The organism is Arenimonas maotaiensis (genome assembly GCF_014638745.1).
Lineage (GTDB): Bacteria > Pseudomonadota > Gammaproteobacteria > Xanthomonadales > Xanthomonadaceae > Arenimonas > Arenimonas maotaiensis.
The window spans coordinates 218,296-233,355 of record NZ_BMFO01000003.1; the positions used below are offsets into that span (position 1 = coordinate 218,296).

13 protein-coding genes are annotated in these 15,060 nt (G+C 64.7%); 5 read left to right on the forward strand and 8 right to left on the reverse strand.

The features are described 5' to 3' along the window. Positions 1-721: 721 nt before the first annotated feature. Positions 722-1,642 carry a DUF3667 domain-containing protein gene (locus IEV56_RS08315; protein ID WP_188449778.1) on the reverse strand — a complete coding sequence of 307 codons (921 nt, stop codon included), beginning with the start codon at positions 1,640-1,642 and terminating at the stop codon, positions 722-724. Between the two features lie 63 nt (positions 1,643-1,705). Between IEV56_RS08315 and IEV56_RS08320 the strand changes: the two genes are divergently transcribed. From IEV56_RS08320 to IEV56_RS08340, 5 genes are all read left to right on the forward strand, one after another. Beyond that, positions 1,706-3,067 (forward strand): MATE family efflux transporter, encoded by a 1,362-nt coding sequence (locus tag IEV56_RS08320; RefSeq protein ID WP_188449780.1) that lies wholly within the window; start codon positions 1,706-1,708, stop codon positions 3,065-3,067. Between the two features lie 75 nt (positions 3,068-3,142). Continuing rightward, entirely contained in the window at positions 3,143-5,026 is a 1,884-nt protein-coding gene (gene sppA, locus IEV56_RS08325) for a signal peptide peptidase SppA (RefSeq protein WP_188449782.1), read from the forward strand. Between the two features lie 4 nt (positions 5,027-5,030). Beyond that, a complete protein-coding gene (locus IEV56_RS08330) occupies positions 5,031-5,804 on the forward strand; it encodes an SDR family oxidoreductase (RefSeq protein WP_188449784.1) in 774 nt (257 codons plus the stop codon). 97 nt (positions 5,805-5,901) lie between these two features. Beyond that, the gene (locus IEV56_RS08335; protein WP_188449786.1) at positions 5,902-6,336 is read left to right on the forward strand and encodes a CC0125/CC1285 family lipoprotein; all 435 of its coding nucleotides are present in this window, start codon (positions 5,902-5,904) and stop codon (positions 6,334-6,336) included. After that, positions 6,333-6,764 carry a hypothetical protein gene (locus IEV56_RS08340; RefSeq protein WP_188449788.1) on the forward strand — a complete coding sequence of 144 codons (432 nt, stop codon included), beginning with the start codon at positions 6,333-6,335 and terminating at the stop codon, positions 6,762-6,764. The genes IEV56_RS08335 and IEV56_RS08340 overlap by 4 nt, the downstream gene beginning before the upstream one ends. A 76-nt stretch (positions 6,765-6,840) precedes the next feature. Here the strand turns inward: IEV56_RS08340 and fghA are convergent, their stop codons facing one another. The 7 genes from fghA to IEV56_RS08375 all read right to left on the reverse strand — a co-directional run bounded on the left by fghA (position 6,841) and on the right by IEV56_RS08375 (position 14,961). Continuing rightward, the gene (gene fghA, locus IEV56_RS08345; protein WP_343207481.1) at positions 6,841-7,689 is read right to left on the reverse strand and encodes an S-formylglutathione hydrolase; all 849 of its coding nucleotides are present in this window, start codon (positions 7,687-7,689) and stop codon (positions 6,841-6,843) included. After that, positions 7,689-8,798, reverse strand: a complete 1,110-nt coding sequence (locus tag IEV56_RS08350) for an S-(hydroxymethyl)glutathione dehydrogenase/class III alcohol dehydrogenase (RefSeq protein ID WP_188449790.1) — start codon at positions 8,796-8,798, stop codon at positions 7,689-7,691. The genes fghA and IEV56_RS08350 overlap by 1 nt, the downstream gene beginning before the upstream one ends. Positions 8,799-8,910: 112 nt before the next feature. Beyond that, positions 8,911-9,336, reverse strand: coding sequence for a helix-turn-helix domain-containing protein (locus tag IEV56_RS08355; protein WP_188449792.1), 426 nt, complete (start codon positions 9,334-9,336; stop codon positions 8,911-8,913). A 254-nt stretch (positions 9,337-9,590) separates the two neighbouring features. Then, the gene (locus IEV56_RS08360) at positions 9,591-12,077 is read right to left on the reverse strand and encodes a DNA topoisomerase I (RefSeq protein WP_188449794.1); all 2,487 of its coding nucleotides are present in this window, start codon (positions 12,075-12,077) and stop codon (positions 9,591-9,593) included. Between the two features lie 114 nt (positions 12,078-12,191). Further along, a complete protein-coding gene (locus IEV56_RS08365; RefSeq protein WP_188449796.1) occupies positions 12,192-12,665 on the reverse strand; it encodes a DUF494 family protein in 474 nt (157 codons plus the stop codon). Further along, positions 12,665-13,777, reverse strand: a complete 1,113-nt coding sequence (gene dprA, locus IEV56_RS08370) for a DNA-processing protein DprA (protein WP_188449798.1) — start codon at positions 13,775-13,777, stop codon at positions 12,665-12,667. The genes IEV56_RS08365 and dprA overlap by 1 nt, the downstream gene beginning before the upstream one ends. A gap of 68 nt (positions 13,778-13,845) precedes the next feature. Further along, positions 13,846-14,961, reverse strand: coding sequence for a LysM peptidoglycan-binding domain-containing protein (locus IEV56_RS08375; RefSeq protein WP_188449800.1), 1,116 nt, complete (start codon positions 14,959-14,961; stop codon positions 13,846-13,848). Positions 14,962-15,060: the final 99 nt, after the last annotated feature.

Sequence of the window (15,060 nt, forward strand, 5' to 3'; positions counted from 1 at the left end):
TACCCGATGGTGGCGATTATCCACACAAACGGTGGATAAGCATGTGGATGTCCGTGCGGTTTCGGACGATTACGGCACGCGGCCGGCGTTACGCGGCGGAATGCTCATTTTTTGACCAGGAAGATAATGGCTGATAAAACAAGCGGTTACCTGTTGTTACCGGAAAGTCCGTCAGGCCATTTGGTCAAGAAATAAACAATCAAGGACTTAGCGCGGGCTGTGCACAAGGTTCCACAGGGGATGCCAAGAAATTCGGGCATTCCAGGCAATCGTGCGAACGGGATGTGAAAATGTTTCACGAATCCCCGCCGATGGCCAAGAGCAAAGCGTGGGCTAGGTCGCAGTTAGCACGCATAATTCAGGACGTCTGCCAACAAAATCGCATATCTCACTGATACGTATGGGCTATCGGCATTATCCACACAAGCTGTGGGTAACTGTGTGGAAAGCGGGCAATCAAAGCCGGTTGGTGCCCGAGATGACAGGGATTTCAGCAGGTTGATTACTTTTTAACCAAACTGAAATATTCATATAAATCAATTGGATGTATATATGTTCGTCGGCCGAGCAGGCGATTCAGCCCCCATATTTAGGGTTTTCCCCGTGTTCGGTGGCTTCTGTGAAGTGCTGTTGAAAAGGTTTCACAGCGCAAGGCCCATTCAGATGGCGTTCAGCGTTAAATTAGGGCTGTCGAATACAGAAAATGTTCCACGGAATCGGATTACAGCATCAGCAGGCCGATGACCAGATTCAGCGCCACGCCGAACGCGGCCAACAGCAGATAGCTGAATCCGATGACGCCGAATTTCCAGCAGGTGGCCGGCCAACCCTGCCGGTACACCCGCTTCAGCACCAGCAGGAAGTACAGCGGAATCCATACCATGAGGACGGCGCCGAGCAGGCCGGTGGCGGCGCGCCAGCCGGCCAGACCGGTCGTCCAGGACGACATCGCCGAAAGCACGGTCAGCGCCGTGATGGCCAGCATCAGGAACGCGTGGTTGTGCAGGGCGACGATCAGGTGCTCCATGAACAGCCGATGCTTGAACCAATACGCCAGCTTCAGCAGCAGGGCGAAGAACGGCAGCAGCACCAACAGCGCCTGCGGCGTGGCGGCCAAGCCGGCATGCAGCAACTGCGTCCAGTCCCGGCGTTTGACCGTATCCTCCAGCCGCGACAGGCGCTCGTTGATCAGGTCGTTGCCGGCGTCCGGCAGCCAGCTCAGGCGCACCGGATTGGTCTTGGCATGCCAAGGCCGGCCGTTGAAATTGCCGATGGTGATGTTGCTTTCGTCGGCCCGGCCTTCGACCCGAATCGGCGCTTGGTCGCCGGTGGCCACATCCACGCTGCGCTGGATCAGGAAAAAGGCCACCAGGCTGAGCAGGAAATACAGCTTCAGCGGCGACACATAGCGGGCCCGGCGCTCCGCGAAATATTCCAGGCTCAGGAAGCCGGGCTTGAACAGCAACGGCTTGAGCGTGCGCAACAGCTTGGCGTCCAGGTTCAGCACGTCGTTGAGGAATTCGCCGGTGAGCTGGCCGACATGCCGTACGGCCGACTTCTGCTTCTGGCCGCAGTGCGCGCAATACAGCCCGGTCACGGCGGACAGGCAGTTGCCGCAGAGGCGTTGTCTGGCGTGCTGCATCGGCATGGTGCGTCGGCCCGTCCCCGTTTCTGGTTTAAACTATGGCCTTCCCAAGGCCTCACTATGACGCATTCGCCCTCACCCTGGCAACGGCTCCGGCAGGAGTCGCGTGTCAGCTTCACCCTGGCTCTGCCGATCGCGGTCGGACAGCTGGCGTCGATGGCGATGAGCGTGGTCGATTCCCTGTTGGCCGGCCGGCACGGACCGATCACCCTGGCCGCGGTCGCGGTCGGCAGCGCGGTCTGGTCGCTGGCCATGTTGATCTGCATCGGGCTGATGATGGCGATTCCGCCGACCGTATCGCAGCTCAACGGCGCCGGCCGCCGCAGCGAAATCGGCCCGATCTGGCGCCAGGCGCTGTGGTTGGCGGCCGCGGTCGGCCTGTTGCTGCTGGGCTTCCTGCGCTGGAGTCCGCAATTGCTGGTCTGGATGCGGATCGCCGCCGAGGTGCAGGCGCCGGCCGGCGAATTCCTGCGCGCGGTCAGTTGGGGCGCGCCGGGTCTGGCGCTGTTCTTCGCCACCCGCTATCTCAGCGAAGGCCTGTCCTGGACCCAACCGACGTTGGTGTTCGGCATCGCCGCGTTGCTGCTGCTGATTCCGGTCGGCTACGCGCTGCTGTTCGGCTTCGGCCCGATTCCGGCCTTCGGCGCCGCCGGCCTGGGCTACGCCACCGCGCTGGTGATGTGGCTGGAGTTCATCGCCTTTGTGCTGTATCTGCACCGTTCGGCGCACTTCCGCGACCTCGGCCTGCTGTCGCGTTTCGAATGGCCGGATTTCGCCGCCATCGGGCAACTGCTGAAGCTCGGCATTCCGATGGGCATCGCCATCTTCATGGAAGGCAGCCTGTTCGTGGCCACCGCGCTGTTCATCGGCCGGCTCGGCGCGGTCGACGTGGCCGCGCACCAGATCGCGCTGAACGTGGCCAGCGCGCTGTTCATGATCCCGCTCGGCGTGGCCCTGGCCACCACCGTGCGCGTCGGCCATGCGGTCGGCGCCGGCGACGTCTCGGCGGTGCGTTGGGCGATGCGCGCCGGTCTGGCGCTGGTGTTGGTGACCCAGACGGTGTCGGCGCTGTTGCTGGTGTTCGGCGGCGGCCTGATCGGCCGTTGGTACACCGACGACGCCGCCATCGCCGGTTTGGCCGCGACCCTGATGGTGTACGCCGCCATCTTCCAGTATCCCGACGGCATCCAGGCCCTGTCCGGCGGCGCACTGCGCGGCCTGAAGGACACCACCGTGCCGGCCATCATCACCGTGTTCGCCTACTGGGCGGTGGGCCTCAGTGCCGGCGTGTATCTGGGCCTGCACCTGGGCCTGCGCGCGCCGGGCTTCTGGCTCGGCCTGACCGCCGGCTTGGGCGTGGCCTCGTTGCTGCTGTACCTGCGTTTCCGGCGCGCCGTGCGCAAACTGGAAGCTACCCTGTAAGCCATGACTTCCCGTACACGCCCCGCGCGGGCGTTTCGGGTATCCTGAAACCCTGCAATCCGGAGTCCGCAACCCATGAGCAGTGCCCAGCCCGGCCCGATCCGTATGTTCTTCCGTTTCATCTGGAACGCGGTCAACTTCACCAACCATCTGGTGTTCAACCTGATCATGCTGGTGGTGCTGATCGGCATCATCGCAATCGTTTCGGCCGGCATGTCGGCCAAGTCGTTCACGCCGCTGCAGGACAAGACCGCCTTGGTGCTCGATCTGGAAGGCGTGCTGGTGGAACAGCGCACCGCCGACACCATCAGCTCGGCGATCGCCGAGGCCCAGGGCGACGGTATGCGCGAAATCCGCCTCCGCGACGTGCTGCGCGTGATCGAATCCGCCAAGCGCGATCCGAAGATCACCCATCTGCTGATCGACACCGACGGCTTCCAGGCCGCCGGTATGGCCTCGACCCGCGAACTGGCGCGCGCCCTGCAGGACTTCAAGACCAGCAAGAAGCCGGTGTACGCCTTCGCCGACGGCTACGAGCAGAAGCAGTACCTGCTGGCCGCGCAGGCCGACAAGGTGTTCATGGATCCCGAAGGCGGCTTCCTGCCCGAAGGCCTCGGCCGTTACCGCCTGTATTACCGCGAGGCCCTGCAGGACAAGCTCGGCGTCGACGTGCACCTGTTCCGCGTCGGCGAATTCAAATCCGCCGCCGAACCGTACATCTTGGACGGCGCTTCCAAGGAAGCCAAGGAAGCCGACCTGTTCTGGATGAACGACATCTGGCAGCGCTACTTGGCCGACGTCGGCAAGGCCCGCGGCATCGCGCCGGCGGCCATCACCGCCGCCATCGAGCAGATGCCGGCGCGCTTGGCCGCGGTGAAAGGCGATCTGGCGCAATGGGCGGTCGACGAGAAGTGGGTCGACGGCCTGAAGACCCAGGACGAGATGGAAAAATTCATGGTCGAGCAGGGCGTGGCCTTCGATGACGACCTCGGCAGTTTCCGCCAGATCGGCCTGAAGGACTACCTGGGCCACGCCAACAAGCTGCATCTGGAAAAACCGGCGCAGCGCGATACGGTCGCGGTGGTGGTGGCGCAGGGCGAGATCATCGACGGCGAACAGCCGCCCGGCGTCATCGGCGGCGTCTCGACCGCGGCGCTGATTCGCGCCGCGCGCGAGGACGAGGCGGTCAAGGCCCTGGTGCTGCGCGTGGATTCGCCCGGCGGCGGCGTGTTCGCCTCCGAGCAGATCCGCCGCGAGATCGAGCTGACCAAGGCCGCCGGCATTCCGGTGGTGGTGTCGATGGCCAACGTCGCCGCCTCCGGCGGCTACTGGATTTCGATGAACGCCGACCGCATCTACGCCGACGAATCCACCATCACCGGCTCGATCGGCATCTTCGGCATGATGATCAGCGCGCCGCGTGCGCTGGAGAAGATCGGCGTGCGTTCCGACGGCGTCGGCACCACGCCCTGGGCCGGCGCGTTCGACATCACCCGGCCGATGCCGGAGCCGGCCAAACTGGTCATCCAAAGCGTGATCGAGCGCGGCTACTCGCAGTTCATCACCAAGGTCGGCAAGGCCCGCGGGCAGAGCCCGGAAGCCATCGACCAGGTGGCCCGCGGCCGCGTCTGGAGCGGCGCGCAAGCCAAAGAGCACGGTCTGGTCGACGCCTTCGGCGGCCTGCATGAGGCCGTGGCCGACGCCGCCAAGCGCGCCAAGCTCGGCAAGGACGGCTACACAATCGATTACATCGAGGAACCGATGTCGCCGTTCGAGCAGTTCGTGAGCAACTTGGCCGGCAACAGCGAGACCGAAGGCTTGGTGCGTTGGGCCTCGCCGGCGCTCGGCCTGCTGCGGCAGAACGCCATGGGCCGGCAGATCCACGCCGACCTGAAGTGGCTGGAAAACCGCAGCGGCCGCCCGGTCAACGCCGTCGCGCACTGCTTCTGCGCGTTCTGAGACCATGCACAAACGCTGGCGCCTGGATGGACAGACCGCGCTGATCACCGGCGCCAGCGCCGGCATCGGCTTGGCCGCGGCGCGCGAACTGGCCGCGCTCGGCGCCGATGTGCTGATGGTGGCGCGCGACGAAGCGCTGTTGGCGGCCAGCGCCGCCGACCTCAGCGATGAGATCGACGGCGCGCTGGTGCGCCATTTCGCCGCCGACGTGTCCGACCCCGAGCAGCGCCAGGAGATCTTCGACTGGATCAGCGACCTGGACGCGCCGCTGTCGATCCTGGTCAACAACGCCGGCATGAACGTGAAGAAGGCCACGCTCGACATCGACGCCGACGACTTCGCGCAGGTGCTGGACACCAACGTGCAGGCCGCGTTCGCGCTGTCGCAATTGGCGCATCCGTTCCTGAAGCAGCACGGCAGCGCCAGCATCGTCAACGTCGGCAGCGTGTCCGGCCTGACCCACGTGCGCACCGGTCCGCTGTACGGCCTGAGCAAGGCCGCGCTGCACCAGATGAGCAAGAACCTGGCCTGCGAGTGGGCCAGCGACGGCATCCGCGTCAATTCGGTGGCGCCCTGGTACATCCGCACCCGGCGCACCTCGAACGCGCTCGGCAATCCGGACTATTTCGAGGAAGTGCTGGCGCGCACGCCGATGAAGCGCATCGGCGAACCCGAGGAAGTGGCGGCCGCCATCGCCTTCCTGTGCCTGCCGGCCGCCAGCTACATCACCGGCGAATGCATCGCGGTGGACGGCGGCTTCCTGCGTTACGGCTTCTGACCGGCAACAAATTCCGCGGCAGGTTCCCATCGCGGCCGCGCATTTGACTATACTGGCCGGAACCGCGGTGGAAACCGCGGACAAATCAGGGGATGTCGTGCGTAATTTACTGCTGTTGCTGGCGTTGGCGTTGACCGGCTGCGCGTCGGGCTATGGGAAATCGAATATCTTCGGCGGCTATTGGAGCAAGGACGGCCCCGGCGAACTGGTCGAGGTCGGCTTCAACGGCAACGGCTACACCGACATCCGCAAGGTCGAGATCTACGTGCTGTTCCGCAGCGCCGAAATCGCCAAGCAACGCGGCAAAGCGCATTTCAGCATCTACCAGAACCTGGCCAACGCCATCGTTGATCGGCCGTTGAGCGAGGAGACCCAAGCCAGCGCCATCGGCGGCAAGCCGTACGCCAAGGTGTTCATGCTGATGCACGACGCGCCGGTGGCCGGCTCCCTGGTCGCCGACGATATCCTGGCCAAGTACGATGCGCAGGTCAAAGGCAATCAAGCCATCGATGCGGCGGGAGCCAAGCAATGAACGACGTGCTGAAAATCGCGGCCATGGGTGCAGCGTTGTTTTCCATCGGTTGCGCCAGCCTGCCGCCTTACCAGGCGCCGCCAATAACCGATCCGGGCGCGGCCATCCTCGACCTCAGCCGCATCCCCAGCGGTTCGATCTGCACCAACGGCGTGCTGTACGCGTTCAACAACAGCCGGGAAAAGGAGCTGGCGGTTCCGACCGGCGGCCGTGTCGGCATCAGCAGCTACGTGATGATGGCCGATTACCAGGTGACCTACAGCTGTTATCCGGGCCTGAGCTTCAAGCCGGAAGCCGGCAAGCAGTATCTGCTCAATGTCGAAATCGAAGACCAGAAGTGCCGGCTCGAGATCTACCAGAAAGGTGCGCAGAACCGCACCGGTCTGGCCTTGGTGCCCGGCGTGCTGCCGCCGCAATACTGCAAGTAAATTCCACGGTAGGGACGAATCTTGTATTCGCCCGGCTTCACGGTGCCCCCGTTAAGGGCGAACACGAGGTTCGCCCCTACGGCGACAATACCCGCGCATGATGCCGCAGATGGTCTTCGATGAAGCTTTGGATGAACCAGTAGCTGTGGTCATAGCCGGCGTGCTGGCGCAGCAACAGCGGCTGATTGGCGGCATCGCAGGCTGCTTGGAACAGCTCCGGCCGCAGCTGCTCGGCCAAGAATGCATCGTCCGCGCCTTGGTCGATCAGAATCGGGCCGTCGAAGCCGTGGCCGTCTGCCATCAGCGCGGTGGCATCGTGCCCGCGCCAGGCGGTTTCATCGTTGCCCAGATAGCGCGGGAAGGCCTTTTGGCCCCACGGCACCTGCATCGGCGCCACGATCGGCGCGAATGCCGACAGCGAACGGAAGCGCTGCGGGTGGCGCAGCGCCAGCGTCAGTGCGCCGTGGCCGCCCATCGAGTGCCCGCTGATGCCCAAACGCGCCACATCGATGCCGAAGTGCGCGTCCAGCAGCATCGGTAGTTCGCGCACCACCACGCTTTCCATACCGAAGCGGCCGGCATACGGCGCCTGCGTGGCGTCCAGCCAGAAGCCGGCGCCTTCGCCGAACTCCCAATCGCCGGTGGCGCCCTCGATGCCGGTTTCGCGCGGGCTGGTGTCCGGCGTGACCAAAGCCAAGCCGAGTTCGGCCGCCACGCGCTGGGCGCCGGCCTTGATGGCGAAGGTTTCCTCGGTGCAGGTGAGGCCGGCCAGGAACAGCAGCGCCGGCACACGGCCGCTGCGTTCGGGCCGGAACACGCCGAAGCGCATCGGCCCGCCGCAGGCGCTCGATTCATAGCGGTAGAAGCCCTGCACGCCGCCGAAGCAGCGCTTTTCGGACAGCACCTCCAGCGCCGGCACCGCCATCAGTAGATCACCACGCCGCGGATGGATTCGCCGCGCTTCATCAGGTCGAAGCCTTCGTTGATGCGCTCCAGCGGCATGGTGTGGGTGATCAGCGAGTCGATGTCGATCTTGCCGTCCATGTACCAGTCCACGATCTTCGGCACGTCGGTGCGGCCGCGTGCGCCGCCGAAGGCCGAGCCGCGCCAGTTGCGGCCGGTCACCAATTGGAACGGGCGCGTGCTGATTTCCTGCCCGGCCGCGGCCACGCCGATGATGACGCTGGTGCCCCAGCCCTTGTGGCAGCATTCCAGCGCCTGGCGCATCACCTGGGTGTTGCCGATGCATTCGAACGAATAGTCGGCTCCGCCCTTGGTGAGCGACACCAGATAGGCCACCAGGTCGCCGTCCACTTCGCTCGGGTTCACGAAGTCGGTCATGCCGAACTTGGTGGCCATCTCCTTGCGCGCCGGGTTGATGTCGACGCCCACGATCTGCGCCGCGCCGGCCATGCGCGCGCCCTGGATCACGTTCAGGCCGATGCCGCCCAGGCCGAACACCACCACGCGCGCGCCCGGCTCCACCTTCGCGGTGTAGATCACCGCGCCGATGCCGGTGGTGACGCCGCAGCCGATGTAGCAGACCTTGTCGAACGGCGCGTCTTCGCGGATCTTGGCCAGCGCGATCTCCGGCACCACGGTGTACTGCGCGAAGGTGGAGGTGCCCATGTAGTGGTGGATCTTCTTGCCGCCGATGGAGAAGCGCGAGCTGCCGTCCGGCATCAGGCCCTGGCCCTGCGTGCTGCGGATGGCCTGGCACAGGTTGGTCTTCTGGCTCAGGCAGTATTCGCACTGGCGGCATTCCGGCGTGTACAGCGGAATCACGTGGTCGCCTTTCTTCAGCGAGGTCACGCCCGGGCCCACGTCCACCACGATGCCGGCGCCCTCGTGGCCGAGGATGGCCGGGAAGATGCCTTCCGGATCGGCGCCGGAGAGCGTGTAGTAGTCGGTGTGGCAGATGCCGGTGGCCTTCAGCTCCACCAGCACTTCGCCCGCTTTCGGGCCTTCCAGGTCGACGGTTTCGATGACCAGCGGTTTGCCGGCTTCATAGGCGACGGCGGCTTTGACTTTCATGGCGGACTCCCCAGGGAATAGGCCATTAATTTACCGCAAATAGAGAGACTGCGAGTGATGGTTTTGTTTGAATCAAGCCGCGCCGCGAAGCGGCGTCGGCTTGAACGAATTGTTAGGCTTTGCGCAGTTTCTTTCTCATTGCTACCGCAACCCCGGTGAACGCTATAGCAATCACACCAATAGTCCATGCAATCCAAAAGACTGTGCCGCCCAACGACCGCTCACCAAGCGAGAAGTGGAATAAAAGCATGAGAAGCGCTGTGACGCCGAAGGCTTGAGCTATGGTTCGTGCCATCAGATAGCCAGAATCGTCTGGCGTGTGCTGATGGACAGAATTAGCTGCCAGCGCCCCATGGTCGACATTGAGTGCGGCCGCTAGACAAACCTTAGTTTCGTTTGATGCTGTTGACTCATTCTCAGCGCGTTGAACTGTGCGTAAGCTGACACCCGCTGCGGTCGCTAATTGATCTTGAGACCAAGCACGTGCTTCACGAAGTGCTCGAATTTTGTTGCCGTCAACTTTCAAAGTTTGTTCCATAACGGGCTCCTCTTGAAGAGGTCCCGATCATACCCATCTCTGGATTGGTTGCTACGTCAGTAAGCCGCCAAGATACGACAGTTTACCGCCAGTATGCGTAAGTGATTGATTGCAAAGCCTAACTAGCATTAGACGACCAAATAGCCGCATAACTCATTAAATATCAGATTAAGCCGTTCATCAATAAGAATAATTCTTGCCTGATACAAACGAAAAAAGCGGCCGAAGCCGCCTTTTCCGTATCTGTATAAGCCTTACTTCGCGGCTTTCTTCACCGCTTTCTTGGCGGCCTTTTTCACGGCTTTCTTCGCGGCTTTCTTGGCCGGGGCTTTCTTCGCGGCCTTTTTCGCCGCTTTCTTGGCCGGCGCTTTTTTCACGGCGGCCTTCTTCACGGCGGGCGCTTTCTTCGCTACGGCTTTCTTGGCCACTTTCTTGGCCGCGCGACCGAACTTGCGCACCGGCTTGCCTTCGGCCAGCAGGGCTTCGCATTCCTCCTGCGTCAGCGAGGCCGGCTCGCGGTCCTTCGGGATCTTGGCGTTGAACGCGCCGTCGGTGATGTACGGGCCGAAGCGGCCGTTCAGCACCTGGATGTCGGTGCCCTCGAAGGTCTTGATGAAGCGGTTGGCCAGGTATTCGCGGCGGCCGTGGATCAGCTCCACGGCCTTGTCCAGCTCGATCTGGTACGGGTCGATCTCTTTCGGGATGGAGGCGAAGGTGTCGCCGTGCTTCACGTACGGCCCGAACTGCCCGATGGCGACCATGACCGGCTTGCCTTCCAGCTCGCCCAGGTTCTTCGGCAGCTCGAACAGCTTCAGCGCTTCCGGCAACTGGATGGTGAAGATGCTCTGCTCCGGGCGCAGCGAGGCGAACTTGGGCTTGTCCTCGTCGTCCTTGCTGCCGATCTGCGCGAACGCGCCGTATTTGCCCATGCGCACCGACACCGGCTTGCCGGACGCCGGATCGACGCCCAGATCGCGCTGGCCGGTACCTTCCGAGCGGTTGACCTCGTCGGTCTTCTCGTCGAGCGTGGCCTTGAACTCCTTCCAGAACTTGTCCATCAGCACGGTCCACGGCTCCTCGCCGCGCGAGACCGAGTCCAGCTCGTCCTCCAGCTTGGCGGTGAAGTCGTAGTCCACGTAGTGCTCGAAGTGCGAGGTCAGGAAGCGGTTGACCAGGCGGCCGACGTCGGTCGGCTTGAACGCGCGGCTTTCCAGCACGGCGTAGGCCTTGTACAGCAGGGTCTGGATGATGCTGGAATAGGTCGACGGGCGGCCGATGCCGTATTCCTCGAGCGTCTTCACCAGGCTGGCTTCGGTGTAGCGCGGCGGCGGCTTGGTGAAGTGCTGTTCGCCCAGGATGTCTTCCAGCGGCACGCTCTGGCCTTCGGCCAGCGGCGGCAGCTGCGCGTTGGCCTCGTCCTCGTCGTTCTCCTTCTGGTCCTTGCCTTCCTCGTACACCAGCAGGAAGCCGGGATCGACCACGGTGGTGCCGGTGGCGCGGAACGCGTGCTGCGCGCCGGCGGCCAGCTCCACGCTGACGGTGTTGAGCGTGGCCGGGATCATCTGGCAGGCCACCGCGCGCTTCCAGATCAGTTCGTACAGGCGGCGCTCGTCGTCGCTCAGGAACTTGCCGATCTTGGCCGGCGTGCGGCCGGCGAAGGTGGGGCGGATGGCTTCGTGCGCTTCCTGCGCATTCTTGGATTTTGACTTGTAGACGTTCGGTTCGGCCGGCAGGTTGTGCTTGCCGTATTCCTGCGTGATCACCTCGCGAAGTTGGCTCAGGGCCTCGGCGGACAGGCTGGTGGAGTCGGTACGCATGTAGCTGATCAGGCCGACGGTGCCTTCCTCGCCCACGGCCACGCCTTCATACAGCTTCTGCGCCACCTGCATGGTCTTCTTGGTGGTGAAGCCGAGCTTGCGCGCGGCCTCCTGCTGCAGGGTGGAGGTGATGAACGGCGGCGCCGGACGGCGCTTGCGTTCCTTGCGCGCCACCTCGGCCACCTTCAGCGCGCTGCCGGCGGCGGCCTTCAGGCGCGCCAGCGCGTCGTGCGCGGTCTTTCCGTCGGTGACGGTGAACTGTTCGAACTTGGCGCCGTCCAGCTTCACGCAGCGGGCGCTGAAGCGCTGGCCCTTCTCCTGCAGCTGGGCGGTGAACGACCAGTGCTCGCGGCTGACGAAGGCCTCGATCTCGTCCTCGCGTTCGCAGATCAGGCGCAGCGCTGGCGATTGCACGCGCCCGGCCGACAGCCCGTTCTTGATCTTGCGCCACAGGATCGGCGACAGGTTGAAGCCGACCAGGTGGTCGAGCGCGCGCCGCGCCTGGTAGGCGTCCACCAGGTCGCCGGCGATCTGGCGCGGATGCTCCACGGCGTACTGCACCGCTTTGGGCGTGATTTCGGTGAACACCACCCGGTGCAGGGCCTTGTCCTTCAGCAGCTTCTTCTCGTCCAGGATCTCGCGGATGTGCCAGGCGATGGCCTCGCCCTCGCGGTCCGGGTCGGACGCCAGATAGATGGCGTCGGCGTCCTTGGCGGCCTTGGTGATGGCGTCCACGTACTTCTGGTTCTTGTCCTGCACCTCGTAGCGCATCGCGAAGCCGTTGTCGACGTTCACCGCGCCGTCCTTGCCGGGCAGGTCGCGGACATGGCCGTAGGACGCCAGGACCAGGAAGTCCTTGCCCAGGTATTTATTGATCGTCTTGGCCTTGGCCGGCGACTCGACGATCAACAGGTTCTTTGCCATGTTGCGCTCCGGGAAATCGTTCAATGCAGAAGTCAAAGCCCGCGCGGGGCGGGCTGGTTCTTTTTTATTAAGGCACCAAGCCGGGGGGTGCTGTCAAGTGCCGGGGCCGGCGGCTCAGTGGACCGGCTCGGGGTCGTTGGCGAAAATCTGGCTTTCCATCCAGGCGAAGGCGGCCTCGGAACCGGGCTGGTTGAACAGCACCATCAGCACCACCCACTTCAGGTCGTCGAGGTCGATCTCGTCCTGGTCCAGGGCCATGGCACGGTCGATCACCAGCTCGCGCTGTTCGGCCGAAATCACCCGGTTCTGCTCCAGGAACATCAAAAAACCGCGCGCCTCCGGATCGAAGCGTTCCAGCTCGGCGGCGGCGAACAGGCGGATCGGGCCGACGTCGGCGACGCAGGCCGGACGCGGTCGGTCCTGGGCCAGGGTTTCCAGCCAGTCGAAGGCCTTGCTGACCTCGGCCGGCGAGAAGCCGGCCTGGATGAGGTTGTTCTGCAGGGTGTCGGGGTCTTGGACCAGATCGGGTTGGTCGTAGATGTAGTGCTCGAAGAGGTAAAGCAAGACGTTCAGTATGGATTCTTTCATTATCCTCTCGCTGGCGGCGCGTTCCGGATGGTTCTATGGTAGCGCCCGCACTGGTTTTCAACCCAACCGGAGATTTCCATGTCCATCAAAATGGACGAGATGTCCGCGGCTGTCAATCCCGTGCGCAGGCACAGCGTGTCGACCGCCACGCCGTCGTGGCCAAGTGCCTGCCACAGCTGCCGTTGTGCGCCGTTCAGCGCCGGCTCCTCGGGCGGGGCGGGCGGCAGGCGCGGGCGCGATTGCGCCGGGATCGGCGCGGCCAGGCCGCCGCCGGCCGCGGCCAGGATGTGCGCCACCTCCTCGGGCTGTTCGACCAGGAACGCGCCGTCGCGGATCAGCTGGTGGCAGCCGTAGGCCACCGGGTTGTGGATCGAGCCGGGCACCGCCATCACCTCCTTGCCGAGTTCGGCCGCCAGCCGGGCGGTGATCAGCGCGCCGGAGCGGATGGCGGCTTCGATCACCAGCGTGCCGGCCGACAGCCCGGCGATCAGCCGGTTGCGCGCCGGAAAATGGCTGCGCAGCGCCGGCACGCCCGGCGGGTGTTCGGTGATGGCGGCGCCGTGCCGGCAGATGGCCTCGAACAGCTCTTCGTGGCCGCGCGGAAAGGCCAGGTCCGGTCCGGTCGCCAACGCCGCGAGGGTGGTGCCGGCCGAGAGCGCGCCCTCATGCGCGGCGGCGTCGATGCCGCTGGCCAGGCCGCTGGTGACGGTGTAGCCGATGCCGGCCAGATGCCGGGCGAACTGGTGCGCGCATTCCAGGCCGGCGGCGCTGGGCTTGCGGGTGCCGACGATGGCGACCTGCGGATGCCAGAGCAGCTCGCACCGGCCGCGCACGAACAGGAATGGCGGCGGTGAGGCGACGTGGCGCAGCGCCGGCGGGTAGTCGGTTTCGTGCCAGGCCAGCAGATGGCTGCCGGGTTCCTGCAGCCAGGCCAGGCCGCGCTCGAGCAGGGCGTGCTTGGCGCGCAGGCCGCGTTCCAGGCTGCGGTCGCGCTGCTGCAACGCGTGCCAGGCCTCGGGCGCGTTGCCGTAATGGTCGAGTGCTTCGCGCACGGCAGCACTGCGGGCGTCGCACAGACGCAGTTGCAGGCAGGCAAGGGCATGGTCGGTCATGCCCCAAACGATAACGGCGCCCGCAGGCGCCGTGTATCGGAATTGTCCGAATGCGTGCCGGAAAAGCCTTACGGCGAATCCGGGTTGGCCAGCAGGTAGCCGGCGCGGACCGGCTTGGCGTTTTCCATCACGATCGCGTAGCTCATGTTGTCGAAGGTGCGGAACACCATGGCGGTGCCGACGCGTTCGTTCGGCATGCGTACGGTATCGGCGCGGGCCGCCAGTTCAGCGCGGTGCGCGATGCGGTCGCCGACGGTGTCGCCTGGGCGCAGGATGGCGTAGGTGCTGCCGTTGACCACGCCCTGCTTGCTGCCGAGCGGTATTGCGATGATGTCGCGGCCGCCGCTGACCAGACCGTCGCGCGAGGCCACCACCGGCACAGCGGCGCCGTCCAGCGGGCCCGGCGTCGACACGTAATACGGATCGTAGCCGGCGCCGGCGGCCGGTGCCACGCGGTCGCCCTGGCGGATTTCGCGCACGGACTCGGTGACCGCGATGGTCGCGGTGTCGCCGGACATCGCCGCCACGCGGCCGCTGGCCACGCGCGTCAATTCGGTGCCGAGGTAATCCTTGGAACCCGGCGAGGTCGAGGCGCCGCGCCACAGGCGTTCGCCGTCGATGTAGTTGCGGTCGCCGCGGCGGTTCAGGTCGGCGCCGGCCACGTCCATGCCGCTGCGCGCGAAGTGCATGCTCGGGCGGAAGATCTCCACCGCTTCGCCGACCGCCACGCCCTGCAGGCCGCGCACGTAGATCGTGTTGTTGACGCTGCCGAGCAGATGGCCCTCTTCGTTGCCGATCACGTGCGGCAGGTGCTTGAAGCCGTCGACCACGCGCACGTCGCGCAGGAACGGACGGTAGCGCGCCATGTCGATGGCGCCGACCGGCACGGTGTCGGCCGGACGCGCGGCGACGCTGGTGCCGGCGCCGGCGTCGTTGACCGTCAGCGTCGGTTTGCCGTCGATGTACACCAGACGGATCACGTCACCGGGGTAGATCAGGTTGGGGTTCTTGATCTGCGGATTCTTCTGCCAGACCTGCGGCCACTGCCAGGGCTTTTCCAGGAACTTGCCGGCGATGTCCCACAGGGTGTCGCCCTTCACCACCACGTACTGCTCCGGGTGGTCGGTGCGCAGGTCGGCGGCGGCGGCATGCTGCGCGGCGAACAGGCCGACGGCGGCGGTCAAGGCTAATAGCGCATTTCGCATGGTGACTCCCCTAACACCTTAATTATTACCAACAATATAGCCCAAAAAACGCCGTTTTTCGCAACAGGGGGTAAAATA

What these genes read in the sequence shown, in the direction of transcription:
- IEV56_RS08315 (WP_188449778.1), bottom strand. Translation starts at nt 1,642, where the DNA reads ATGCAGCACGCCAGACAACGCCTCTGCGGCAACTGCCTGTCCGCCGTG.
- IEV56_RS08320 (WP_188449780.1), top strand. Translation starts at nt 1,706, where the DNA reads ATGACGCATTCGCCCTCACCCTGGCAACGGCTCCGGCAGGAGTCGCGT.
- sppA (WP_188449782.1), top strand. Translation starts at nt 3,143, where the DNA reads ATGAGCAGTGCCCAGCCCGGCCCGATCCGTATGTTCTTCCGTTTCATC.
- IEV56_RS08330 (WP_188449784.1), top strand. Translation starts at nt 5,031, where the DNA reads ATGCACAAACGCTGGCGCCTGGATGGACAGACCGCGCTGATCACCGGC.
- IEV56_RS08340 (WP_188449788.1), top strand. Translation starts at nt 6,333, where the DNA reads ATGAACGACGTGCTGAAAATCGCGGCCATGGGTGCAGCGTTGTTTTCC.
- fghA (WP_343207481.1), bottom strand. Translation starts at nt 7,689, where the DNA reads ATGGCGGTGCCGGCGCTGGAGGTGCTGTCCGAAAAGCGCTGCTTCGGC.
- IEV56_RS08350 (WP_188449790.1), bottom strand. Translation starts at nt 8,798, where the DNA reads ATGAAAGTCAAAGCCGCCGTCGCCTATGAAGCCGGCAAACCGCTGGTC.
- IEV56_RS08355 (WP_188449792.1), bottom strand. Translation starts at nt 9,336, where the DNA reads ATGGAACAAACTTTGAAAGTTGACGGCAACAAAATTCGAGCACTTCGT.
- IEV56_RS08360 (WP_188449794.1), bottom strand. Translation starts at nt 12,077, where the DNA reads ATGGCAAAGAACCTGTTGATCGTCGAGTCGCCGGCCAAGGCCAAGACG.
- IEV56_RS08365 (WP_188449796.1), bottom strand. Translation starts at nt 12,665, where the DNA reads ATGAAAGAATCCATACTGAACGTCTTGCTTTACCTCTTCGAGCACTAC.
- dprA (WP_188449798.1), bottom strand. Translation starts at nt 13,777, where the DNA reads ATGACCGACCATGCCCTTGCCTGCCTGCAACTGCGTCTGTGCGACGCC.